General features: G+C 66.1%; 22 protein-coding genes. 7 read left to right on the top strand and 15 right to left on the bottom strand.

From position 1 onward, the window contains the following. Window positions 1-183 precede the first annotated feature (183 nt). Entirely contained in the window at window positions 184-531 is a 348-nt protein-coding gene (locus tag QZY03_RS27320; RefSeq protein WP_295586742.1) for a hypothetical protein, read from the top strand. Window positions 532-1,045: 514 nt separating this feature from the next. Here the strand turns inward: QZY03_RS27320 and QZY03_RS27315 are convergent. The 7 genes from QZY03_RS27315 to QZY03_RS27285 form a co-directional block, all read right to left on the bottom strand. After that, on the bottom strand, window positions 1,046-1,534 hold the full coding sequence (locus QZY03_RS27315) for a GNAT family N-acetyltransferase (RefSeq protein ID WP_295586740.1): 489 nt from the start codon (window positions 1,532-1,534) through the stop codon (window positions 1,046-1,048). Continuing rightward, the gene (locus QZY03_RS27310; protein WP_295586737.1) at window positions 1,522-1,818 is read right to left on the bottom strand and encodes a DUF1778 domain-containing protein; all 297 of its coding nucleotides are present in this window, start codon (window positions 1,816-1,818) and stop codon (window positions 1,522-1,524) included. The genes QZY03_RS27315 and QZY03_RS27310 overlap by 13 nt, the downstream gene beginning before the upstream one ends. Window positions 1,819-2,216: 398 nt before the next feature. Continuing rightward, window positions 2,217-5,861, bottom strand: a complete 3,645-nt coding sequence (gene brxC, locus QZY03_RS27305) for a BREX system P-loop protein BrxC (RefSeq protein WP_295586734.1) — start codon at window positions 5,859-5,861, stop codon at window positions 2,217-2,219. Continuing rightward, window positions 5,858-6,496 carry a DUF1788 domain-containing protein gene (locus QZY03_RS27300; protein WP_295586731.1) on the bottom strand — a complete coding sequence of 213 codons (639 nt, stop codon included), beginning with the start codon at window positions 6,494-6,496 and terminating at the stop codon, window positions 5,858-5,860. Before QZY03_RS27300 ends, brxC begins: the two co-directional genes overlap by 4 nt. Next, entirely contained in the window at window positions 6,493-7,281 is a 789-nt protein-coding gene (locus tag QZY03_RS27295) for a DUF1819 domain-containing protein (RefSeq protein ID WP_295586729.1), read from the bottom strand. The genes QZY03_RS27300 and QZY03_RS27295 overlap by 4 nt, the downstream gene beginning before the upstream one ends. Continuing rightward, window positions 7,278-7,895, bottom strand: coding sequence for a BREX-6 system BrxE protein (brxE, locus tag QZY03_RS27290; protein ID WP_295586725.1), 618 nt, complete (start codon window positions 7,893-7,895; stop codon window positions 7,278-7,280). Before brxE ends, QZY03_RS27295 begins: the two co-directional genes overlap by 4 nt. A 6-nt stretch (window positions 7,896-7,901) precedes the next feature. Next, complete coding sequence (locus QZY03_RS27285; RefSeq protein WP_295586722.1) at window positions 7,902-8,141, bottom strand: helix-turn-helix transcriptional regulator; 240 nt, start codon at window positions 8,139-8,141, stop codon at window positions 7,902-7,904. A gap of 225 nt (window positions 8,142-8,366) precedes the next feature. Here QZY03_RS27285 and QZY03_RS27280 point away from each other — a divergent pair, with 225 nt between their 5' ends. Continuing rightward, a complete protein-coding gene (locus QZY03_RS27280; protein ID WP_295586719.1) occupies window positions 8,367-8,735 on the top strand; it encodes a hypothetical protein in 369 nt (122 codons plus the stop codon). Between the two features lie 129 nt (window positions 8,736-8,864). Here the strand turns inward: QZY03_RS27280 and QZY03_RS27275 are convergent, their stop codons facing one another. The 4 genes from QZY03_RS27275 to QZY03_RS27260 all read right to left on the bottom strand — a co-directional run bounded on the left by QZY03_RS27275 (window position 8,865) and on the right by QZY03_RS27260 (window position 12,181). Beyond that, on the bottom strand, window positions 8,865-9,671 hold the full coding sequence (locus QZY03_RS27275; protein ID WP_295586716.1) for a DnaJ domain-containing protein: 807 nt from the start codon (window positions 9,669-9,671) through the stop codon (window positions 8,865-8,867). A gap of 4 nt (window positions 9,672-9,675) precedes the next feature. Continuing rightward, a complete protein-coding gene (locus tag QZY03_RS27270) occupies window positions 9,676-10,392 on the bottom strand; it encodes a VWA domain-containing protein (protein ID WP_295586713.1) in 717 nt (238 codons plus the stop codon). 264 nt (window positions 10,393-10,656) lie between these two features. Continuing rightward, on the bottom strand, window positions 10,657-11,250 hold the full coding sequence (locus QZY03_RS27265) for an SIS domain-containing protein (RefSeq protein ID WP_295586711.1): 594 nt from the start codon (window positions 11,248-11,250) through the stop codon (window positions 10,657-10,659). 13 nt (window positions 11,251-11,263) lie between these two features. Next, window positions 11,264-12,181 (bottom strand): YkgJ family cysteine cluster protein, encoded by a 918-nt coding sequence (locus QZY03_RS27260; RefSeq protein ID WP_295586708.1) that lies wholly within the window; start codon window positions 12,179-12,181, stop codon window positions 11,264-11,266. 484 nt (window positions 12,182-12,665) lie between these two features. Between QZY03_RS27260 and QZY03_RS27255 the strand changes: the two genes are divergently transcribed. Further along, the gene (locus tag QZY03_RS27255; protein WP_295586705.1) at window positions 12,666-13,220 is read left to right on the top strand and encodes a hypothetical protein; all 555 of its coding nucleotides are present in this window, start codon (window positions 12,666-12,668) and stop codon (window positions 13,218-13,220) included. A gap of 162 nt (window positions 13,221-13,382) precedes the next feature. Here QZY03_RS27255 and QZY03_RS27250 read toward each other — a convergent pair whose 3' ends face one another. Both QZY03_RS27250 and QZY03_RS27245 read right to left on the bottom strand, forming a co-directional pair. Further along, entirely contained in the window at window positions 13,383-13,820 is a 438-nt protein-coding gene (locus QZY03_RS27250) for a hypothetical protein (RefSeq protein WP_295586702.1), read from the bottom strand. An 8-nt stretch (window positions 13,821-13,828) separates the two neighbouring features. After that, window positions 13,829-14,542: an SDR family NAD(P)-dependent oxidoreductase gene (locus QZY03_RS27245; RefSeq protein WP_295586700.1), complete on the bottom strand. Its 714-nt coding sequence runs from the start codon at window positions 14,540-14,542 to the stop codon at window positions 13,829-13,831. A gap of 278 nt (window positions 14,543-14,820) precedes the next feature. On the opposite strand from QZY03_RS27245, the gene lapB reads away from it, so the two are divergent. The 4 genes from lapB (at window position 14,821) to QZY03_RS27225 (ending at window position 18,612) form a co-directional block, all read left to right on the top strand. After that, a complete protein-coding gene (gene lapB / locus QZY03_RS27240) occupies window positions 14,821-16,023 on the top strand; it encodes a lipopolysaccharide assembly protein LapB (RefSeq protein ID WP_295586697.1) in 1,203 nt (400 codons plus the stop codon). A gap of 52 nt (window positions 16,024-16,075) precedes the next feature. Further along, window positions 16,076-16,948, top strand: a complete 873-nt coding sequence (gene galU, locus QZY03_RS27235; protein WP_020506000.1) for a UTP--glucose-1-phosphate uridylyltransferase GalU — start codon at window positions 16,076-16,078, stop codon at window positions 16,946-16,948. 107 nt (window positions 16,949-17,055) lie between these two features. After that, window positions 17,056-17,373: a hydantoinase/oxoprolinase N-terminal domain-containing protein gene (locus tag QZY03_RS27230; RefSeq protein WP_363168515.1), complete on the top strand. Its 318-nt coding sequence runs from the start codon at window positions 17,056-17,058 to the stop codon at window positions 17,371-17,373. 45 nt (window positions 17,374-17,418) lie between these two features. Then, complete coding sequence (locus QZY03_RS27225; protein ID WP_295586694.1) at window positions 17,419-18,612, top strand: fatty acid desaturase; 1,194 nt, start codon at window positions 17,419-17,421, stop codon at window positions 18,610-18,612. A gap of 182 nt (window positions 18,613-18,794) precedes the next feature. Here QZY03_RS27225 and hldE read toward each other — a convergent pair whose 3' ends face one another. Then, window positions 18,795-20,222, bottom strand: a complete 1,428-nt coding sequence (gene hldE / locus QZY03_RS27220; RefSeq protein WP_295586691.1) for a bifunctional D-glycero-beta-D-manno-heptose-7-phosphate kinase/D-glycero-beta-D-manno-heptose 1-phosphate adenylyltransferase HldE — start codon at window positions 20,220-20,222, stop codon at window positions 18,795-18,797. 764 nt (window positions 20,223-20,986) lie between these two features. Continuing rightward, window positions 20,987-22,132, bottom strand: coding sequence for a putative zinc-binding peptidase (locus QZY03_RS27215; RefSeq protein ID WP_295586688.1), 1,146 nt, complete (start codon window positions 22,130-22,132; stop codon window positions 20,987-20,989). Window positions 22,133-22,536 lie beyond the last annotated feature (404 nt).

Below are 22,536 nucleotides of genomic sequence, written 5' to 3'. Positions count from 1 at the left end.
TGCAGGGTGTAGGTTGGGCTGAGGAACGAAGCCCAACACGGGGGGCGCCGCGGTGTTCGGGTCTGCATCGGCGCTGGGGGATGTTGGGGTTCGTTCCTCACCCCAACCTACTGATGGTGGGGGTTCCGCGGGTACCGGCTCGGGTTCGCCCGGGAGCGGGCGCTCGCAGTCGGCGGTCCAGCCGTGCTTGCGGCATTGGGCGAGCCACAGGGGGCCCAGGCTGTTCTGGAGCAGCCAATCCACCATGTAGCGCTCGGTGAACATCTGGGTCTTGCCGGCGATCTCGTGGGGCTCGACCTTGCCGCCGGCATGGAGCTTGGCGTCCAGGGCCTCGCGCTCAGGGTCGTTCCAGTACTGGTAGACCCAGCCCAGGGTCATGTCGTCGGCCCAGCAGGTGGCCAGCACCGGTGCGTCCAGTGCCTCGACCACCAGGCGCAGGGTGGCGGCACCTACCGGGATCAGGTCCGCCACGTCGGCCGGCCCATAGAGGCCGGGCAGTTCCAGTGCCAGATCCTCGAAGATCAGTTGTAGCAGGTAGGCGTAGCCCTCGCTTGGGTCGTCGCGCACCAGCACCCGAGCCAGCTCCCGAAAGTGCCGATAGCCCTCGCTCTCCCAGCCGCCGGTGAGCACCGGGACCCGGTGCAAGCCCATGCCCTCCAGCAGGCGCAGGAGCACCAGGCGGTTCAGCAAGGTGTAGGCGGCACGTTTCTCGACCTCGCGGCGGAAGTATTCGCGCTCCCGTCCCGGTCGGCCGTGAGCGGTCCCGGCCCGCACCTGCTCGTCCAGCCAGGCATCGAGCCGCGTTCGCCGTGCCCCCGCGGCCTCACTCAAGGCCGCGTCCCGCGCCCGCACCGAGAGCCGGTAAGCCGCCTCGGTGGCGTCGTGCAGGTCATCGAGCAACCGGGTGCGCAATCCGCGCACCGTGCTGGACAGGGCGGACTTGGCCTCGGGGGTCATGGTCACCGGCCAGCGCTCCGGGGTCTTGGCGGAACGCGGGACAGGCTCAGGGGTTCCAGGAAGATCATGGAGGACGACTCGGCGGCGACTATGGGCGCTTCAACGACAGCACCAGGGTGCCGGGATCGGTCGGCGACGCGGCAAAACCATGATACGCGTAGAAGGCCGCGGCCGCGGGCGTCAGGGCATGCACGAGCAGCCCGCGGATACCGAGAATGGCGCTGGCGGCCTGGGTGCGCTCGAGCGCATCACGCAGCAGGGCGACACCGAGTCCCTGTCCCTGCCAGGAACGATCGACGGCCAGGCGCCCCAGGACGGCCATCGGCACCGGGTCCGGCAGGTTGCGGCGAATGCCGCCCGGCGCATCGCCAAGCGCCAGGGCACCTGAGGCCAGGCAGTAATAGCCCGCCACCTGCCCGGCCACGGCGACGACATAGGTGCGCGAGGCGCCGGTTTTCTGATTGTTCCGGGCGCGCCGGATCAGCCAATCGTCGAGCGCCGCGATACCGCAGCAGAAGTCGTCGATGCGATGCCCGTCCGACAGCGGCTCGGGGGCTGCGAGGTCTAGCGTTTCCACGGGCTCGGGGCGCCCATCAACCGCTCGAAGCCTTCACCCCCGGGCGGCTGGTCCAGGACGGCCAGAAAGTGCTCGTAGGTCTGCCGATCGACCCGCACCAGGGTCCGATCGAGCAGGGCTTCCTCGGCCGCCCGCCGGGCGGCGTCGATCATGAATTCCGAGCGCGAGCGACCCTGAGTTCTCGCCGCCTGGTCGATCAGGTCGCGGATGTCCTCCCGGACCCGGAGGCTTACCGCGTGGGTGCTGTGGTCAGGGGGTACAACCGTGGATTGGGGAGCCGACATGGAAGACCTCGCTACGGGCTGGACGCGGGACTGAAATATACATTGTATATCACTCAGCGGATACGCCGGGTTGGACTGAAGAAAAACCTTGCGCCTGAGCCGACGCTCCTGGGGCACCTGCTCTTAGAGTGAAGGCGCCGAGGCCCGTGCGGACGGACGGGGTCGCAGGCAGCCTGAAGAGCCTTGATCACCCCGCAGGCGCCGTTCGGGACCTGGACGCCTTCAGCCCCCGGCCGTGGCGCGCGCAGAAGAAGCGTATGCATTCTGGGGCGTTATCGATGCCCACCTCGTCAGCCAACGCTTGCCATTCTTGCCACACCAGGTCGGAGTTCCGAGGCTTGCGCATCAGCGGGGCGCTATACGAGCCTGGAGTATGTCTGGATAAGGGTGCTAGCCGATCAGAGTATTCGCACCCGCGCGCCGGCCTTGATCTGCTCCAGGAGCCGTTTGCGGATCTCTTGGAGCAGGCTATCCACCTCCGCCTCGGTGGTCAGTTCCCGATTGCGCAGGGACAGGTCCACCTTGACGATGAGCGGGCGCTGGCCGGCACTCAGGATCTCGTCCAGGGTCTCGTTGGCGGTCTCTTCGGCCTGGTGCAGGGCCAGCAGAAAGGGGGACTCCAGGGCGGCCAGGGCCGGGGCGACGGCGTCCGCGGTGGTCTCGGTGAGGGCCAGCGCGATGGGCCGCAGCACCTGGTGGGACTGGTCGGCGGTGAGGGTGGCGAAGCCGTCGCGCATCCTGACCCGGCCGCGGGCCGCCTCGGACTGCTGCTCCTGCCAGGCGAGGCGGCGCTCGCGCTCGGCGGTGTAGGCGTCGCGGATGGCCGCCAGATCCGGGTCCAGAGCGGCGATCTCCCGCCAGGGACGCTCTGTGGTCAACTGGGTGGCCACCCGCTCGCTGGCGGCTTCCAAGGGGGCGTCCAGGACCCCGACCGCACGCAGTTGGGCGGCGTGGTGGTCGCGGACGTTGGCGGCGGTGGTCACCTGGGATACGGCCTGGTCGGTGAGTTCAGCCTCGAAGCGGTTGACCATCGCGATGCCGTCGGTGAGTGCGTCCAGATGGCGTTTGACCTGCCGCACCGTGGGATGGGTCTGGCGCACCTGGCGGGTACACTGCTCCAGTGCGTCTTGGAGACGTTGCAGCTCGGCCGGGATCTGCCGGGCGCCGGGCAATCGCCCCAACTGGGTGAGCACAGCACGCAGGCGCTGGGCCTGGGCGGGAAAGCCGTTGGCCACGGCGTCGGCGATGGCGTCGTCCTGGCGGCTGACTTCCAGATTGAGGTGACGCTCGAAGAATTTGCCGATCCGCGCCCGCGACTGGTAACCGATGTCGTCGTCCCCGGCGGCGAAGAAGCTGGCACGGCGGAAGCTGCGATCCTTCTCAAAGAGGTCGCGCACCCCCGCATCGCGCATGGCGGTGATCTCGGGGGTGCCCTCGGGTTGGATGCGGACCTTGCCGGAGCGCAGCAGCCCGGCGACGCAAGCCTTGACCACGTTGGGGGTGTAGCCATAGGGGGGCTGACCGAAACGGCTCAGCAGGGCGGTGCCGCCGAGTCCGCCCTCGGTTTCAATGAAGTCCTGGACCCGCTTGGGGACGACGCCCCCGCAACTGGGCTCGTAGCGGCCGTGGTCCAACTCCAGGATGCCCAGCTCACCGGTCATGAGCTTGGGTGAGGGGCCGGTCAGGTCGGTCTCCAGGAGTTGCATCAGCTCGCCGGGCAGCAGGTCGGTGACGACGAAGTGCTGATAAAGCTCCGGCAGCAGGCGGGTGCCTGCGGCCTCCAGGGCGCCGGCGAAGGCCCCGCCCAGGTCGGCGGGGGCAATGGAACGACCACGGAAGTAGAGGCGTCCAGCCATCCAGGCGGCCGCTACCTGGTCGCGCAGGGCCTGCTCCAGGTCCTCGCAGCGAATCTCTTCCTGCTGGAGCAGCAGCTTGCGGGCGGCGTTGAGCGATTCCCGGCGGGGCTTGAACTTGCTCACCATGCCGCGCGAGCGGACCAGGTCCCGGGCCTTGAGCGTCACGGCCTCGGTGTCGCCGCAGACCCAGAGGACACGGGTTTCGAATCCGGACTCGGCACTGCGTTTAACCCAGGTGCTTTCGGTGCGCTCCTCGGCGGGCAGGAAGCGGAAGTCGACCCGCACCACCGCGTCTGAGCGCTGATCGCCGAAGGCCAGGTCGCTGAAGGTGCGACTGTCCGAGAAGCGTCCGGCCCAAGGGAAGGGACGCCCCTGAAGGCGCGGACGGTCGGGGCCGGCCAGCAGGATCTCCAGAGCGTCCTTGACGCCGGCGGCGATCGCCTCACGGGGGGCCGGGATGTCTCGGCGCTCCCGCTCCCATTCCTCGCCGGCGCTCGATTGAATCTTGTAGCCGGTCTTCTCGGAATACCCAAGCAGGTTGCGTTGGCGCAGATCCTCCAGGGCGGCGGTAACCTCCGCCACCTGGCTGCCCCGGTCGAGGCGGTCATAGAGGCACTGGGCGACCAGACGGGCGTCGGTGGGCTGTTCCTCCTGGATCAGCTCCAGCAGGGCCACGACCTTGGCGGCCCGTACCAGCAGGCCGCCCGCATCTCCGGCGCACTGACTCAAGATGCGCGACATGCTGGCCTGGACGTCGGAGTCCAGGGCGCTGTGCTGGACCTCGTAGATGGCATCCAGCGTGACCAGGGCACCCAGGGGCCGCTCCGCGAGGTGCTGGGCGCGAAACAGCTCCCCGAGCATCTGCAGCAGGCCGCGGATGGCCTGATCATCGCCTTGGACACGGCGCGATCGTGTGCGCATGGCACTGGTGATCTGGAGCAGCAGATCGATATGGCCGGGCAGCAGGGGGTAGACCTCCACCAGATCCTCGATGGTGACCGACTCGCAGCCGTAGGCGAAGAGCTTGAGCGCCGCGCGATGCGTCTCGAACAGGCGCCGCAGGGTGGCGTCGGCCGCGGGGGTCTTCTGGAGCAGGCGCTTGTGGACGACGTCGCGGATATTGGTGGGCGCCAGGTGCACCCGCAACTTGGGTGGAAAACGATCCTTGGCCCAGATCAGGAAGGACTGGTCGGCCTCTTCGTCGAGCTTCTGCTGGCCCAGGGCGAGGAGCCAGACGCGTCCCTTGAGGGCGGCACCCAAAGCCGTGGCGAAGGCGCAGAGGCGCGTGACCCGATCGTTGTTCGACAGGATGTACTGGGAGACCTCATCGATGACGACGAACAGGGTCGCGTTGGGACGGCGTAGCCGCAGCATATCGCCGATGGCGCGCACCGCCTCCTCGGGAGACTCATGACGGATATGGGTCCCCGCGCGGCTCTCGAACCAGCTCATGGGGTCCGTGTAGTGGTCCGGGAAGAGCCTGGACATCACGAGTGAGAAGTCCTCCTCGGCGAAGGACCGCTCCTTAACCGTCTCCCAGGGCTCGCCGAGGGTTTCTTGGGCGACGTGCTCGAACCGGGCCCATTCGCCGTCCCGCTCCAGAGTCAGTTCGAAGTCGGCCACCAGCGGGTCGACCGGGCAGTAGCCCAGACGCCGCTGGACCTGGCGGATCACCGCCGAGTGGACCTGCTCGTTGTCGGCGGCCACGCTGCCTACGTCGAAGACCACCGCGATGGGTTCGATCTTGCGGCGCAGGGCGGTCCAGGCCTCACGCAGCTCGGCGGCACGGTCTGAAGTATCCCGCCGCAGCCACGCCTCGGCGACTGAGGTGCCGTCCGGCAGGGCCACGCCGTCCAGGGCGAGCCCCAGTAGTTTGGCAAAGCTGGACTTGCCGGAGCCAAAAAAGCCGGAACACCAGATGTTGGGCAGGTCCGGGCCGCCGGGCCGATCGAGCTCGGCGGTGATGGCCCGGAGGAGGCGGACGTACTGCTCGTGGATCCCGTCAGGGACGCGGCGGTGGTTGGGATGGGTCTGCGACCAGCCGCCGGTGATGATGTACTCGCCGACCTCGACTGCGAGCTTCTCGGGGCTTTGTTCGTGAAAATAGACCACCGGCGGGATGTCGCGCGTGACGTCGGAGACGAACAGGTCGCGGATCCGGTCACGGGTCAGGGGGGCATCCGTCATGAGTAAATCCTCGGCCGATAGTCGTTGTCCGAGTTGAGTTCGCCCATGAAAGACAGGCCGGTCTGGCCGATGCGCGTACCTGGATAGAGCAGCACCACGGGCACGTTGCTGGTGTTGCCGTCCAGATGGCGCAGAAGAGCGGACGAGCGGAAGAAGGGATAGAGGGCACCGGCACGGCCGATCAGCGCCAGGGCGCGGTCGCTGCGGTCCGGATTGGCCGCGGCAAAGTCCTGGATGATGCGGCTACAGTCGGCGGAAACGCCGTCGGGGCCTTCAATCAGGGGCGCGAGTTTGGTCTTGAGGTAGCTTAAGCCCCGCTCGCGACCCCGGGCGGCCGTGGTGCGCTCCTGCGCGATGACCCGCCGGGTCCAGTCGTCACCCGCAGCCCGGATGCGCTCGAAGAGGAGCCGTTGCAGGCTGATGGACAGGACCACCCAGCCGTTGGCGATCAGGTCGGTGGAAAGTCGGCGCACTTCGCTGCGCAGCTTGAATTCATCGCCGGGTGCGTATTGCAGGATGGCGAAGCGGTAGTTGCGCATCGTACTGATGCGTGGACCGTCCGGGTGGATCAGATCCTGGCGCAAGGCCGCAAAGGCCGCGTCCAAGGGCGAGTGATTGAAGAGCTTCAGGGTCATCGGGCGCCCCCGACGGCAACCGCGTGAGGCCGCGCGAACTGGATCTCAGCCCAGGTGACGAGATCGGGATACACCCAGCCAAAGTCGATGAGGTCACCCTGGCGACGGAACCGCAGTCCGGGCAGGGTCTTGAGGCGCTTTTCGAGCTCGGTACCGCAGAGGCCAATCGAGGCCAGATAGGGGTTGGCGAGCAGGCTGCCCTGGAACTCCGTCTCCCGTAGCAAGTAGAGCAAATAGGCGAGGGAAAGGTCATCGACCCGCGGCCAAAGGAGCGGCCGCGGGTCCCGGCTCGAACCGATCAGCCCGGCGGCCAGGGCCGAAGTCAGGAGTTTGCTGGCGAACTGGACCCGGGTCCCCATGCCCCAGCGCTCCCCGCCCTGCTCGGCGACCCATTTCACGACCGGCCCATGGCTGACCTCGGCGGGTACGCGCCGGCGTCGTTCCACCAGGTAATCGCCGGCGAAGCGGCGGTAGAGCGGGTCGGAAAGTTGCAAGTGCCAGTGGCAAAGCAGTCGCCGCGCCAAGGGGTCCATGGCGTCCCAGCTCCGCAGGGCCGGCAGGGCGCCGGGGAAGGCATCGTAGCGCGCCCGAAAATTCGTCAGCAGGATGCCGGTCCGCTCCAGACTGCGGGCACCGAACCAAAATTGCTCATGCACCGTCCGGGCAGCGACGGGGCCGCTGTGATCGGCCATGTGGCGCCAGTAGGCACGGGAGTGCTCGACCTCAAGGGTGCACTTGAGCAGACGGGTGTGAAGGGTGCTGCATTCCCTGGCGGTGGCAGTCATGCCGACCTCCGGTAATGAGGGAGCGGATAGCTCTCCGCCAGGGGATTCAGTGCCCCGAGTAGTTGCCGGACCCGTCGATCCAACCCCTCCGGGATGGCCCCCTTGATGCGGCGTCCCAGGGGGGTCGGTTCGGTCTCGGGTGCGTTGAAGGCGGCAAGCCAGCCGGCGAAGCCCTCCCGACTCCAGGGCTTCCGGATCACCTCGCACAAGCCTGGCAGTGCCGCCAGCGGGCTTTGGCCGGAACCCTTGAGGTCCCGAAGCCGCCCCTCTGCCAGTTCGTCGATAAAGAATCCTTGGAAAAACAGTGTTAGGACGGCATCCGGATCAGATCCAAGGGCGCGCAGCGCCGCATCACGCCTGGTCGCCCCGGCACGAGCGCCCTGCAGCGTGGCCCAGGCCCAGGTCGCGGGCAGGAGGCTCTGAAACAGGTCCTCTCCGCCCAGTTCGCTGGTCAGATCGCAGTCCCACCATCCCAGGCGGCGTTCTTCGCCCTTCTCCCCGGCCCAGGCGACCGCGATCTGGGCCGTCAGCAGCCAATCCAGATCGGAGAGCGGGATCACGCAAGCCCGCTCGCGGCTCGGAGAATCGGGTACAGGCACATCGGTATCGGCCATGGTGTCTCACTGCCCTGCGCTTGGGACGCCTGGCCGATGCTCCGCTAACTCCTCGATTTTGCAGCCGAAGTAAGCACACAGCTTGTCCAGGTTGTCGATCGTGCAGTTGTAGCCCTTCTTGTTGACGATCTTGGACAAGGTGGTCCGGTGGATGCCCGTTGCCCTGGCGATCTCCTCCAGGGTGACGCGCCGGCCCTCCCGAAACTCCAGGTCCGAGATTCGCTCCTTCAGGAAGAATCTGATCACTGCTGTTTCCGGTTGCCCGGCTCCGCTGCTGTTACTGTGTCCAGGTTATCAGTTGACGCGTACATTCTACAAACGTAGCCGATAATCGTGACGCCAGGTTTCCAACGACGGGTTGGAGGAAGAGCGTCCGCAGTGTCCCGTGAAAACGGACCCCCTGACCGTCCAGGACCTGCCCTGCCGCGATCTGGGAACGCCGGCCCAGCGTCGGCCGCAGATGAAGCCCCAGTGAGCAGGGTCGACCAAGACTCGGACAACACCCACAGTGCCGATCCGGCGGCACCGAACACAGCGAGTGCGGCACGCATCGCGGACGACGCCGCGCCGCCATTCGACGACGGTGCCTTCGACCGCCACTGGCAGAAATTTCGGGAGCGCAACCGTGAGGATGTCGCGGCAGCGCTCGCCAAGTCTCCGGTGCTGTTGCAGGCCCTGTCGGTCCAGCTTGCGCAGATCGGGCGCGGTCCGGGGTTGGACGCCGCCGCCTTGTCCGACACCGAGCGGGTGCGCGGTTGCGCCGACGGCCTGCTGGCTCTGGACTTCGACGCCTTTGCCGCCGTGGCCATGGCGGCATCGCCGCCGAGGATGGGTTCCTAAGGTCCCGCATCTTTCGCTTGGACACGCGGTACTGAAGCGGCTACTCTCAGGCCATGGAAACCCTACCCGATCTTGAGCGCTTAAGCGCGGCCGAGAAAGATGCCCTGATCGGGGACTTGTGGGCGCGCGTCATTTCTGACTCGATACTTTCTTCAGCAGCACCTGTTTGGCCTCATTGATCTTGGCCGCCAGATAATCGGATCCGCCCCGGTCCGGATGCAGCTTCTGCATCAACCGGCGATGGGCGTCCCGAATGGCGGTCGCATCCGCCGCGGCATCGATCCCCAGGATCGCCAGGGCCTCCGCCTCGTTCATCGGTCCCGCGCCGGTGTTGCCGCCGCTGACGCCGGCACCCGGACCCGGGTCCCGGTCGCGCCACTCGGCGCCCCGCTCCCGGTCCAGATAGGCCTCCAGCACAGCAGCCGATTGCGCATCGGTCTCCCGATAGAACTCCAGCATCCGCAGCAGCGCATCGAGCCCCAGATCCTTGAGCCGCCGACCCGTGAAGGGACCCTCCAGCACCTCCCCGTCCATGGCGCCGCTGGCGTGATCCAGGTGCATCGCAATGAAACGGGTACGGATGGACGAGGTCCCGGCCGCACCGCCGCCGGTGCCGGCGGTTGCGGTCCCGCCGCCGAAGGTCCCGCCGGTGCCCGGCAACCCCACACCCAGCGCACGCAACAACCGCTGCAGGGCCGGCAGCATCTGGACCAGATGCAGAAGCCGCATCGTGGTCGGAACCAGGGCGGCCAGAGCGGCGAAGATCGGGTTCAACCGCCCGGTGAGCACCGCCAGCACCAGGACCCCGATCAGGGTCCAGAGCCCGACTTTGCGCAGAACCCAGGCGACGCGCGCCGGCGGAGTGCTGCGGAACCAATGCAGGAACCAGAAGATCCCCAGCAACAGCAGCGCAACGATCAGGACGCGCAGAATCACGCCCTCAGCCCCCCTTGCCCCGGCCGCTGACCTGATGGGTCAGCGCCAACACCGCCCCGCCGCGCGCCTGGCCATACCGCGCGAGCGCCTTGTGCCCGCCCGCCGCGTAGACCGCGACCGCCCCCAGCAGATCGCGCAACAACCCGGGGCTGTTGGCGTCGAACGGGCACCAGGCACCGCCGCTCAGCCGCGCGATCTCCCGGAAGCTGGGCTCCGCCGTGGGGTCCCGGCCTTCCTGAAACACGAACGCCGGCACATGCAGCAACCCGAGCCGTCCGGCCAGATCCGCCAGCCGCTCGCGGTCCTCTTCCATGCAGTCACCCACGAAGACCAGTGCATTCACCCGCCCGCGTTCGGCCTGCGTGATCGCGTGATCCAGTATCCGCCCGATCTGGGTCAGCCCGGCTGCACAAAACACCCGATTCATGCGCCGCAGGAGCTGATCCGATTCCCCGATCCAGTCGGATGACTCGAACTCCTGGAAGCCCCGGTAGAAACAGAGCTGGACCTCCAGTCCGCCCAGCGCGCGGGTGTCGGCGAACATGGCCGATTGGATGCGCGCCGCCTGATCCCAGGTGGGCTCCCGGCTCGCGGTGGCGTCCATGGCGAAAATCAGGCGCCCGCAGCCGCCCGTCGGCCCTACCCGCGGGGTGGCCGCCACCTGCTGGAGGAAGTCATTCACCGCACCGGTGCTGTCGAGGTCTTTACGATCGGAAGTCATGGGGCGATGGTCGCTGGTGTTCCTGGAATCTACAGATTGATACGAATGAATAGGGACGTTTTGCGAGATTTCTTGCCCCCTCGCGGGAGCGGCCTCGATCAAGATTCCGGCCACTTGAACTCGCCGGGTGCGTAGTCAGGCCATCCTGGCCTGACACCGTCAGGGCTGGAAGCCCTGACTACGCACGCCGCTGGCCGGGATTACGATCAAGGCCCCCACAGCGTTGCCGCGCACCTTTGCCGAACCCTTGAAAGGCGGCGGACCTCAACTCGCCAGGGCCTCCACCGCCTCGCACAGAAAGTGCCCGAGCATCAGATGGACCTCCTGGATACGCGGCGTCTCGCCGGAGGGAACGCCCAGTACGATATCCGCGATCCCGGTCAGGTCACGACCCCGCTCACCGGTGATCAGGACGCGCAAACAGCCGCGTTCCGCGGCAATCTCCAAGACGCGCAGGATGTTGGGCGAACGCCCGCTGGTGCTGAGCGCCCAGAGCACGTCGCCGGGCCGGGCCAGCGCGGCGAGCTGGCGGGCGAAGACCTCGGCAAAGGAGAAGTCGTTGGCCACCGCGCTGGTCGCACTGGTGTCGAAGCCCAGGGCGATGGCCGGCAGTGGCCGCCGGGTCTTATTCAGGAAGGGGCCGATCAACTCGCCGCTGAGGTGCGTCGCCTCGCCCGCGCTGCCGCCATTGCCGCAGATGAAAATCGTGCCCCCCGCCTGGATAGCGCGCGCCGTCCTGGCGGCAGCGTCCACCGTGGCGGCAAGTAGCGGGGCGTCCGCCCGCACCCGCTCCAGCAGGGCGGCGGTCGCCGCCAACCGTTGGGTGAGCAGGCGCTCGAGGTCCGGTGTCTCGCTCATGGCATCGCTCCGGTCAGTTGTCTCCACGCTGCGTCTCACACCCGTCACCGGCATATTTCTTATCCTCGTCCGCCAGCCGTCGCTCGATCTCCGCCTGCTTGCGCGCATCCCAGACGTCCCGGCGCTGCTCCACCCGTTGCTCCCAGGCGTTGGCGACCTCTTCCAGCGTGCGTTCACCGAACAGCACCTGACGCAGCAACCGAAAACCGAACGCGAGCAGGGCCTCGTCGTCCTGCTCGATCGCGGCGTAGAAGGCGTCGGGCAACACATAGGTGCGACGGAAGCCCGCGGACAGGACGAACTTGCGGAAGTTGTCGACGTCGTAAGAGGCCATGAAAAAGAGCTGGAGGCTGGTCTGCGGCGGCTTGCCCACCGTGGGTCCGGCTGACTTCTTCTTGAGCAACAGTTGGTACCACTCGCGGTTGTGATCGTCGTACTCGGCGCAACCCTGTTCAGTCCGGTAGTCGCCGATACTGACCTCCCGATCCTCGGCGTGCCCTTTGCAATGGTCCTCCTTGACCAGCGAGTAGCGCTCCTCGGACTCGGCCGAGCCCTTCTCACGCAGCGCCAGCAGGGCCACCGGATAGTAACGGCACACCGTCGGGCGGTCGGTGTAAACCGCGCAGCCCGCGTCCCCATCGAGTTGTAAACAAGTGCCGTTATCCTGTGTCTTAAGCTTGACCCCGGGGAGCCCGTCCCCGTCCATCTGGAAGGGGACCGAATAGTCGCGCAGAAACTCGGTAGACGTGAGCCCCAACCGCCGCTTCAGGCGCAGAATGTCGTAGGGGGCCAGGGTCACGTCCGCCTGCTTGCAGCAGGCGTTGAAGCACGAAATCCCGGGGTAACAGCGGAACCGGATCCGTGTGTCCGCGGTCAGCGCGGCCGGGATCGTCGGGCTCTTGAACGGGATGTCGAACGTGGTATCGGTCATGGCGGGCTCCAGTCGGGCGGCATACCCACCAGTATGAAGAGGAGAGGGGGCGGTCCGCAAATGAACGCAAGCGCCGTACGCTTGCCTGAGGCCGCATGGACTACTGAAACCCTTCTTGTTGTAATGAGTCTGATCGTGCAAACGTCGGGTCTCTATACTTGACGTCGCGGCGGTGCTCACCAGCGGCCCGCCATGGTGCCTCTCCGGCACGCCTACTACCAGAGAACTGATTTATGAACAACGCGTTATATAGCTAAGATCATCTGCCCCGACGGTCGCGTGCCCGCTGGTGGTGCGATTCCGAGCCTTGGTCGTCCTGTGCCCTGGCTGATCCGACTGTCGGTTTCTACCCACCACAGGTCGATTTGGAGAAACCCTCGTGTCCGAAACCCTAGTCCCCGAGAAAGCCCTCACGCCGGCAAGCGCGCGGCGCAGGTCCGAGCATTCAATGCCCTTTGTTCTGGCGGCCTTGCCGCTACTGCTGTTGTTCGCCGCTGCCGTGCTGCTGTTTTGGCTAAGCGAATCAAAGATGGAAGGCGCCTTCCGCTACTGGGAGATCTTTATCCCGATCGTCGCGATCGTGTCGCTGGGCTCCGGCTGGAGCCAGGCCTATCTTTCCGGCAACTCCAGGCTCTGGTACGTGCTGAAGCAGGCGGTGCATTGGGGGGCCTTGATCGCACTGCTTTATTTGCTGAACACCCATGGCATCCGCGCGCTGATGAATGCGCAGCAGTACACCGCGGTGCTGATCTATTTGCTGGCGTTCGGCACCGTGCTGGCGGCCCTGCACATGGACCTCAAACTGCTGGTGTTTGGACTGTTCCTGGCCTTCTGCGCCTATGTGATCGCAGTTCCCACGGCGAATCCGGCGCTGGCGATGGTCGGCAACATCCTCCGCATCGCCGATGCGCAAACCAATCCCACGATGGCAAGCCTGTGGGTCGCCGGCATCGGCTTGGCTGCCAGCCTGTTCCTGCTGGTTATGATGCGCGCCGCGGTGATGGGCAAGCGCGCGTCCGCAGCGCGCAACACCGCCTGATCAGACAAGGGTCTGCGCCGCCAGGGATGGCGGCCGCCGTTTGCCGCCGCGGCAACCCAAGCAATCAGGAATCAAGGAGCCGGCGTAGACCAGCTTGGGGTCGTCGTTTCTTAACCAGCCACTACGATCGCGTACAGTGGTATAAATTTCCTCTGAAAATGCCTAAGGCAGCGCATCAATGGCCGCGCTGCTGCCGCGGTAGCGGTCGCTGAGTTGTTCCGGGACCCCGGCGTCCTTGGCGCCCTGGCAGCCGCCGGCTTGGCGCAAATCCTCGGTGAACTGATCTTGCAGGCGCCGCTGGACGGCGCGGAAGTTGCGCTCCGGAAACAGGTCGTCCTGGACGCCCATGATGGTGAGATGCAGCTTGCCGGCCAGTTGTTTGTTGAGGTTGTCACTGTGTCGCCCGGAGCCGTCGCTGCGGCAGCGGGCATTATAGAAGTCGAGTGCCGCGGCGGCCTCGACCGCGGTCACCAGGGCTTGGCGCGTTTCCGGGGTCAGGTCGGGCGGCGCCGCAACGGCGACCGCGACCAGCCATGGCAGTAGCGGGATCAGGCGGGTCGCGTGCGCGCGTAACCCGCGTCCGACGGTGACGAATGGCATGCCGGTGTTCAACTGCGTCCGTAGACCGGCACGGCGGCGCCGGTGACGGCGCGTGCCGCGTCCGAAGCGAGAAACAGGATCACGTCGGCCAGCGCCGCGAGCGATACCCAGCGGTCGTGGTCCTGATCGGGCATGGCCGCACGGTTCTGGGGGGTGTCGACCGTGCCGGGGAGGATGCAGTTGACGGTGATCCCCTGATCCTTGAGTTCGTCCGCCAGACTTTCGGTCAGGGTGATGACGGCCGCCTTCGCTGCACAGTAGGGTCCCATGTGGCCGATGCCGCGGGTCGCCGCGCGGGCCGCGACGTTGACGATGTGGCCGCCCCCGCCGGCCAGCAGCAGCGGCACCACCGCCCGACAACAGTTGAAGACGGTGCGGGCATTGAGATCCAGCATGAAGGTCCAGTCGTGGTCGGTGGTCTCGTGGATGGGCGGGCCCATGGTGAACCCGCCGGCGAGATTGGCCAGGACATCCACCCGCCCGAACTGCTCCATCACGGTCGCACTCATCCGGGCGACCGATTCCGGGTTCATGAGGTCGGTGGTGATGCCGATGGTCACCGTGTCCGCGGGCAGTGCCTCACGGACCTGCTCCAATGCCTGCGCGTCCCGGTCCACCAGGGCGATGCGGGCACCTTGGCTGGCGAAAGCCCTGGCCACGGCCCGCCCCATGTTGCCGGCGGCTCCGGTGACGATGACGACCTGATCCGTGAATGTTGACATAGGATTCGTTTCCTCGTGCTGATGGGGTGGGGAGACTGCTGCTGAACCACGGGCCGTCACCGCCGATGCCCCGGCCGCAGTCCGCCCGGCTGAGAGCCCAGTCACCTCCATCATGAGATAATCGGGGCGCGGCGGCAGATCCCCACCCATGCGACCGCGCGGGGATGCCTGTATTATGGCGGGGTGAACCTTACACCTTCTTTCGTTGCCGCTATAGTCCCCGCACGCCCTGCCGGGCCGGGAGACGACCGTCGCGTGGCGGCCGGGGGCGCGCGTCCGTGATCGAACTGCTATTTTTGTTGCTTCCGGTGGCCGCGGCTTCCGGGTGGTGGATCGGTCGGCGGGATGCCGGACCCAAGGGTCCGGTCGCGCCGGGCGCCCATCCGGCCTTCTTGCGCGGACTCAATTTTCTGCTGGACGAACAACCGGACAAGGCAATCGATGTGTTCCTGGCAATTTCCGAGGTCGATGGCGAGACGGTGGAGACCCATCTGGCGTTGGGGAGCCTGTACCGGCGACGGGGTGAGGCCGACCGGGCCATCCGCATCCATCAGAACCTCATTGCCCGCAACACCCTGAGCGCCGAGCAGCGCGGGTACGCCCTGTTTGAGTTGGGACAGGACTACATGCGTGCCGGGTTGCTCGATCGGGCTGAGATGCTGTTCGAGGAGTTGGCCGAGATCGGCTTGCAGCGCGAGCGCGCGCTGCGCGGACTGCTCGACATCTATCAGCAGGAGCGCGATTGGTCGCGTTGCCTGGAGATCGCGGAGCGGCTCAAGCCGTTCAGCGAACACCCGATGAACATCGAGATCGCCCAGTATCATTGCGAACTGGCGGAGGAGGCGCGTCGCCGTACCGAGCCCGAGGCGGCCAGACACCATTTGGCGCGCGCACAGGACGCCGACCCCCTGTGCGTGCGTGCCACGCTCATCGCGGGTGAGATGGCGCTTGCGCAGCAGGATCAGGAGGCGGCCTTGGGTTTGTTCCTGCGGGTTGCGGATCAGGGTGCGCGCTATCTGCCGGAAGTCCTGCCGGGGCTGATGCAGGCACTGGAAGACCTGGGGCGCGGTGATCTGATCGAGGTGCTCGAGTCGCTGGTCTCACGCCACCCCTCACCGCCGGTGTTGTTGGCCTTGAGCGATGCGTTGGAGCACGCGCGCGGCACCGATGCCGCGCTGGCCGCGCTCACCGACTATCTTGCCGGACATGTGGATGTGGCCGCCCTGGAGCGCTTGCTGCAATTACAATCGCAGCAGGCCGAGGCCGCGCGGGACGGGTCTGATCATCGCGCGCACGTGGTCCATGAAGTGGTCCGCTATCTGCTCGCACGCCAACCCGCGTATCAATGCGATCATTGCGGTTTCTCGGCGCGGGCCGTGCACTGGCAGTGCCCGAGCTGCAAGCGCTGGGGGACGGTCCAGCCGGTCCAGCCGGAGCGCATTCCGGGGGATGAGGTCGTGCACGAACGGCGGCTCGCCTAATCAGTCTTACCGGGGACGGCCCCGGTCTTCACCCGTTGGAGAGTCATCAACCATGAAACAGATTCGTAAGGCCGTATTTCCCGTTGCCGGACTCGGCACGCGCTTTCTGCCGGCCACCAAGGCGAGCCCCAAGGAGATGCTCCCGGTGGTCGACAAACCCCTGATCCAGTATGCCGCCGAAGAGGCGGAGACGGCCGGGGTCGACCAGCTCATCTTCATCACCGGCCGACACAAGCGTTCCATCGAAGACCACTTCGACAAGGCCTATGAGTTGGAGGCCGAGTTGGAAAGCGCGGGCAAGACTGAACTGCTCAAGATGGTTCAGAACATCCTGCCGTCCGACGTGGGCTGCGTCTATGTTCGCCAGGCCGAGGCCCGCGGGCTTGGACACGCGGTACTCTGTGCCAAGGGCGTGGTGGGCGATGAGCCGTTCTTCATTCTTCTGGCGGATGATCTGATCCGCGGCCATGGCAAGGGGGTGTCGGGGCAGATGGCGGATATCTACGCACGCCACGAGTGCAGCGTGCTGAGCGTTCAGGAGGTTCCGCGGGAGGACACCCGGCAATACGGTATCGTTGAGGTCGAGCCGGGGCCGGGGGGATTGTTGCGCGTGGTCTCCATCGTCGAGAAGCCCGCCCCGGCGGATGCCCCATCGAACCTCGCCGTGGTCGGCCGCTATCTGCTGACCCCGCGGATTTTCGACATGCTGGAGCAGACCGACACCGGTGCCGGCGGTGAGATTCAGTTGACCGACGGCATCGCCGCACTGCTGGAGTATGAAACGGTGATTGCCCATCCCTTCGAGGGCAAGCGCTATGACTGCGGCAGCAAGCTCGGTTATCTGGAGGCCACGGTCGAGTACGGATTGGCCCATCCGGAGCTGGGTGAGCAGTTCGCCGCGTTCCTGCGTGCCTTTCGGGATTGACTCCGGGATCGGCCGCGGGTTTGGCTCTACTCGGTATCGATACCCGGCCGGCCTGCGCCTGATCCACGGCAGTACCGTGGCAACCAACGCGGTATTGCACCCTGTATGTGACCAATCGCGGGCTGGGTAACCTGCTGACCATCGGTCGGCAGGCGCGCGCGGCTCTCCATGACCTGCAACCGCCACCGCGGCGACCGCCGGTACCACCCGAACGCTGCCTGGAGACCGGCGGGCGCCTCGGCAGCGACGGCCGCCGGGAGGAACCCTTGACCGCGGCGGACCTCGCCGAGTTGCGTGCCGCGGTCGTCCGGCTCACACCCGATGCGGTCGCCGTCAACCTGCTCTTCTCCTATCTGGACGACCAGCGCCTTTTATGCGCAGCACGGAGCACACTACCGTTCGTCGCTTGTCATAGCCCCGACTGAAACGGTCGGCTATAGTGAAGTGGAACGATTTCCACAGGAGACCCCATGACCCTGCACGGCATTCTCGACGCGTCGCCCTGGCAGGCGGTGCTCATCACGCTCGCCATGACCCACCTCACCATCGCCGCGGTGACGATCTTTCTTCATCGCGCTCAGGCCCATCGCGGCCTGGACCTGCACCCGGCGGTTGCTCATGTCTTTCGCTTCTGGCTGTGGCTGACCACCGGCATGGTCACCAAGGAGTGGGTCGCGGTCCATCGCCGTCACCACGCCAAGGTCGAGACCGCGGAGGACCCGCACAGCCCGCAAATCCTGGGCCTGCGCACAGTGCTGACCCAGGGCGCCGAGCTCTACGAAGCGGCGTCTGACGATCCGGCGACCGTGGAGCGTTACGGCCACGGTACCCCGAACGACTGGCTGGAGCGCAACCTGTACAGCCCTTATCACTGGCAGGGGGTGGCGCTCATGCTGATCCTGGACCTGCTGCTGTTCGGGCTTTACGGGCCGGTGATCTGGGCGGTGCAGATGCTGTGGATCCCCATCCTGGCGGCCGGTGTCATCAACGGGATCGGTCACTACTGGGGTTACCGCAACTTCGAGCCGCCGGACGCGTCCACCAACATCGTGCCCTGGGGCATCCTGATCGGCGGTGAGGAGTTGCACAACAACCACCATGCGTTCCCCAGTTCCGCGCGGCTTTCTTACCAATGGTGGGAGTTCGACATCAGTTGGCTGTACATCCGCACCCTGAGCGCGCTGCGGCTCGCCCGCATCAAGCGGGTCGCGCCGCGGCTGACCATGGTCCCGGGCAAACTGCTGGTGGATATGGATACACTGCGGGCCGTGGTGGTCAGCCGCATGTTCGTGTTCGCACGCTACACCAAAGAAGTGTTGGCCCCGGTGTCGCGGGACGAGTTGTGCCGTGACGCGGCGCACTGCCGCCGCCTGATCAGGCGCAACCGGCGCCTGCTCGCGCGCGAGGCGAGCCGGCTCGATGCGGCGGCGCGCCAGCGGCTGGATCAGTTGCTGGCGCAGAGCCAGACGCTGGCCACCGTCTATCAGTTCCGGGAGCGGCTGCAGGCGATCTGGCAGCTCCAGACGCCGAGCCAGGAGGTGCTGCTGCGCTCACTTCAGGACTGGTGTCACCAGGCCGAGGCCACCGGCATCCAGTCACTGGAGCGCTTTGCCCAAAACCTCAAAGGGTTCTCGCTCCAGCCGGCGGGTACCGCCTTGGCGTAGGCGTAGGTTGGGCTGAGGAACGAAGCCCAACGATCAGCCAAACGTAAGGCGCTGAAATGTTGGGGTTCGTTCCTCACCCCAACCTACGGCATTACGATGTTTTCGGGTTCGGAGCGAATACTTTCACAATCTCGATAGCGATGCCCATCTCAACCCTGAACGCTGACCGCGCTTGCTGGGATTCACCGTCCCTCTTGCAGCCGCTGGATCATCGCCGTCGTCGACTCGCCGTCGAGATACTCCAGGACGACGATCTCGCCCCCATTGGCCGTGACGCAGGGACCGCCCGCAATCGCGTCCGGTGCATAGTCGCCGCCTTTGACGATGACATCGGGCAAGAGCCTGCAGTAAAGCCGCTCCGGCGTCGCTTCACTGAACGGCACCACCCAATCGACACTCTTCAAAGCGGCGAGCACGGTCATCCGCCGTTCGAGCGGATTGACCGGCCGGCCGGGGCCTTTCAGCGCCTGCACCGAGGCATCGGTATTGACCGCGACCACCAGCCGGTCGCCGAGTCGGCGCGCCTGCTCCAGATAGGTGACATGACCGGCGTGCAGGAGATCGAAGCAGCCGTTGGTCATGATGATCCGCTCGCCGCGAGAGCGGGCCTGATCCATGGCAACCGCCAAATCGTCTTCGGTCAGGATGCCGAACCCGGCGTCGTCGGACGTGCGCAGCGCCTGGTTCAATTCGGCCACGGTTGCGGCGGCGGTTCCCAACTTGCCGACCACGATCCCGGCGGCGGCGTTGGCCAGGACCATCGCCTCCGGCGGCGGCGCCCCGGCGGCCAGCGCCAAGGCCAGGGTCGCGATCACCGTGTCACCGGCACCGGTCACATCGAAGACCTCCCGCGCCCGGGCCTGCAGATGCAGCGGCGCCTGATCCTGCCACAGCAAGGTCATGCCCTGCTCGCCGCGCGTGATCAGGACGCCGGTCAAGCCAGTCGCCAGGCGCAGGCGCTCACCGCGCTCCACCAGGTCCGCCTCGGTGGCGCAGAGCCCCACGACGGCCTCAAACTCGGCCCGGTTCGGGGTGATCAGGGTCGCGCCCCGGTACTTCGAAAAGTCGGTGCCCTTGGGATCGACGATCACCCGTTTGTTCAGCGCCGCGGCCTGCTCGATCAGCGTTCGGGGTGACCCCAGGGTGCCCTTGCCGTAATCGGACAAGACGATCAGGTCCGCTTGAGCAGCCAGCCGCGCGAAATCGGCCAGGAGCGCGGCGGCATCGACTTCGGCCAGGCCGCCTTCGAAATCTGCGCGCACCAGTTGTTGGTGGTGACTGAGAATGCGCAGCTTGGTCGAGGTCGCGGCGCGGGCGTCCGCATGCAGATGGCAGCCGATACCGGTCCGCTGCAGCAATCGTTTCAGTGTCTCGCCAGCCTCATCGACGCCGATCGCCCCCAGCAGGTCGACCTGTCCGCCGAGTGTCAGGATATTGAGCGCGACGTTGGCGGCGCCGCCCAACCGGTCTTCGGTCGCCGTGACATGCACCACCGGGACTGGTGCCTCCGGCGAAATCCGGGTGGCGCGTCCGCTCCAATAGCGGTCAAGCATGACATCGCCGACCACGAGCACGCGGGCCTTGCTGAATGGGGGTAGCCTGGTCTTCACGAGCGCACCTTGACGCCTTGTCCTGCACCGATAACGGCGGGTCGCGAAGTATAGCCGCTGGCGGTGCGTCCGGCAGGGGTTCCCTATCGGCGGGTGCGATCAGAACTGCTGTGATGATCGAGATTCCGGGTACGTTGTCGTTGTCGTTGTTGAACAATCCGATTGCGACAACGACGCGCGGTCCGTGAGTTTCGTAGGGTGGATAAGCGCAGCGCATCCACCACTAACGCTGCCGACGACGTTCACCCAAATTTGGGACTGCTGGCCGGCCCGCGCCGTCGCGCCGCCCCCAAAAAAAACCCCGCTAACGCGGGGTGAATCACCACTGAGAAGACGGAGATCGGATGCTGGGGCGGTTGCCTCAGCGATCCGGCCCACGACTGACAGTGTAATAAGCAGGAATAGTGCCAGCACCATGCGGATGGCATTAGATTATTCTTATAATCAATTTCTTATTGATCATCCTGCCACCGCGAGAACGCGGCTTTCGCTGTCGGGAACGCACAGTCTGAGCACCCTTAATGTCGGGTTTGCACCATCGCAGTGCCGCATCATGGTATAGCCTTCGTACCTGATCTCCGGAACGATGCTCGTGTAGGGGCGGGTTTAAAACCCGCCCCTACGTCCGACTATCACGTCCGACGGCTATGAGCCCGACATGGTGGTTTCTCGTCTCGCGGTATCCCCAGGTCCGAACGTTGGTGCTGAATTTCCCCGCGGTCGTTCTCCAACCGGTGCTTGCCGCAACGTCAGGTGGACGGGGGCTAACTCCCGGCTCCCGCCCGCACCACCCCATGAACATAGGCGAGCTTCTCGATGGCCGGCTGCGGCAGCACGAAGGGGTAGAGATCCTGCTGGCCCATACTGCGGTTGAGGTTATTGACCGCGAAGGTGAGCGGCAACCAGTCCTCAATGATCGGTTGAAAGTCGGCGATGGTGTAGGGGTCGAATTCGGGGTCGGCGGTGCGGACACTGCCGTCCGGCAGGCACCATTCCACCTCGATGCCGAAATGGGCGGCCGTCTCCAGGGTGTCCACGATGTGCAGGTAATGCGCCCAGGTCTCGGCCCAGTCTTCCCAGGGGTGGCTGCTCGCATAAGTCGAAAGATAGCGGTCCTGCCAATGCACGGGCGGGCCGGTGCGGTAGTGATCTTCCAGGGCCTCACCATAGTCCTGCCGCTCGTCGCCGAACAGGGCGCGGAAGCTCTCCAGGCGCCCGCCGTGACGGATCAGCAGGTCCCAGTAATAGTGGCCGATCTCGTGGCGGAAGTGACCGACCAGGGTGCGGTAAGTCTCGTCCATGTCCACCCGGATGCGTTCGCGCCGGACCGGGTCGGCCTCGTCGATATTGAGCGTGATCAGTCCGTCGGCATGGCCGGTCAGCACCGGTTGATCCGGCGGCGCATCCTGACTGGCGAGAAAGTCGAAGGCGAGCCCATGCTCCGGATCCTCATCGCGGCTGCGCACCGGCAGCCCCAGGCGCAACAGTCCGTAGATGAGGCGCCGCTTGCCGCGCTCGATGCGATACCACTTTTCCGGATTGCCCGGACGGCCCAGGTTGGGAATGGTGCGGTTGGGACGGCAGGCGACGCACAGGTCCTCGCCCGATTCCTCCGGGACCATCCAGTTACAGACATTGTGCTGCGCATAATTGCCGCACTTGCGGTAGCGCCGGCCGGCGACCTTCGCGGGCGGCGGCTCGGGCCGGCGGCTGAAGAACCGCGCCAGCACACCGGGGCGGTGCACCTTGTCGCAGGGGGTGATCGGGGTCCAGAAACCTGCGGCATCCTTCTCCACCGCGACCAACTGCAGCGCATCGGGCAGGAAGCCCAAGGCGGCGCCGCAGTGATTGCAGCGCCAGTTCTCGAAATAGACGGCTTGGCCGCAGGACTGACAGGCAAAAGTGCGCATCGTTGGGGGCACTCCGGGGTTGAGGTGTGCGCAAGGGGCGGATAGGCGTCACTGATCAGTTAAAAAGCGGTGTCTTCGCCGTTTTTTTTGATCCGCCAAACGCCACAGTGCGCCGTCACGCAGCGAGACCATGATGAGTTTCTGCCTCACGGTGTCTTGAATGATGCCCGCTGGGTTGGTGTGTTGTCTGATCCGATCGGGTCGGGGTGACGGGATTGCGCCCGTCACCCCTCCCACACCACCGGACATGCGGTTTTCCGCATCCGGCGGTTGAGCCTAGCGGGCTGTGCCCGCAAGCGTCCACCGAGGTGAACACCCATTGGACCCCTTCTTGCGTCTGTGCTCGGGACCCGGAAGACTCGGCCACCACGCGCCTCATCCAGAGCGGGAATCCACCCGCTCAG

This window comes from uncultured Lamprocystis sp., from assembly GCF_903933125.1.
Classification (GTDB): domain Bacteria; phylum Pseudomonadota; class Gammaproteobacteria; order Chromatiales; family Chromatiaceae; genus Thiodictyon.
Note: the sequence above shows the minus strand (reverse complement) of the source record. Positions and strands in the feature narration are given on the sequence as shown.

What these genes read in the sequence shown, in the direction of transcription:
- QZY03_RS27310 (WP_295586737.1), bottom strand. Translation starts at nt 1,818, where the DNA reads ATGTCGGCTCCCCAATCCACGGTTGTACCCCCTGACCACAGCACCCAC.
- brxC (WP_295586734.1), bottom strand. Translation starts at nt 5,861, where the DNA reads ATGACGGATGCCCCCCTGACCCGTGACCGGATCCGCGACCTGTTCGTC.
- QZY03_RS27300 (WP_295586731.1), bottom strand. Translation starts at nt 6,496, where the DNA reads ATGACCCTGAAGCTCTTCAATCACTCGCCCTTGGACGCGGCCTTTGCG.
- QZY03_RS27295 (WP_295586729.1), bottom strand. Translation starts at nt 7,281, where the DNA reads ATGACTGCCACCGCCAGGGAATGCAGCACCCTTCACACCCGTCTGCTC.
- brxE (WP_295586725.1), bottom strand. Translation starts at nt 7,895, where the DNA reads ATGGCCGATACCGATGTGCCTGTACCCGATTCTCCGAGCCGCGAGCGG.
- QZY03_RS27270 (WP_295586713.1), bottom strand. Translation starts at nt 10,392, where the DNA reads ATGACTTCCGATCGTAAAGACCTCGACAGCACCGGTGCGGTGAATGAC.
- QZY03_RS27265 (WP_295586711.1), bottom strand. Translation starts at nt 11,250, where the DNA reads ATGAGCGAGACACCGGACCTCGAGCGCCTGCTCACCCAACGGTTGGCG.
- QZY03_RS27260 (WP_295586708.1), bottom strand. Translation starts at nt 12,181, where the DNA reads ATGACCGATACCACGTTCGACATCCCGTTCAAGAGCCCGACGATCCCG.
- QZY03_RS27250 (WP_295586702.1), bottom strand. Translation starts at nt 13,820, where the DNA reads ATGCCATTCGTCACCGTCGGACGCGGGTTACGCGCGCACGCGACCCGC.
- QZY03_RS27245 (WP_295586700.1), bottom strand. Translation starts at nt 14,542, where the DNA reads ATGTCAACATTCACGGATCAGGTCGTCATCGTCACCGGAGCCGCCGGC.
- galU (WP_020506000.1), top strand. Translation starts at nt 16,076, where the DNA reads ATGAAACAGATTCGTAAGGCCGTATTTCCCGTTGCCGGACTCGGCACG.
- QZY03_RS27225 (WP_295586694.1), top strand. Translation starts at nt 17,419, where the DNA reads ATGACCCTGCACGGCATTCTCGACGCGTCGCCCTGGCAGGCGGTGCTC.
- QZY03_RS27215 (WP_295586688.1), bottom strand. Translation starts at nt 22,132, where the DNA reads ATGCGCACTTTTGCCTGTCAGTCCTGCGGCCAAGCCGTCTATTTCGAG.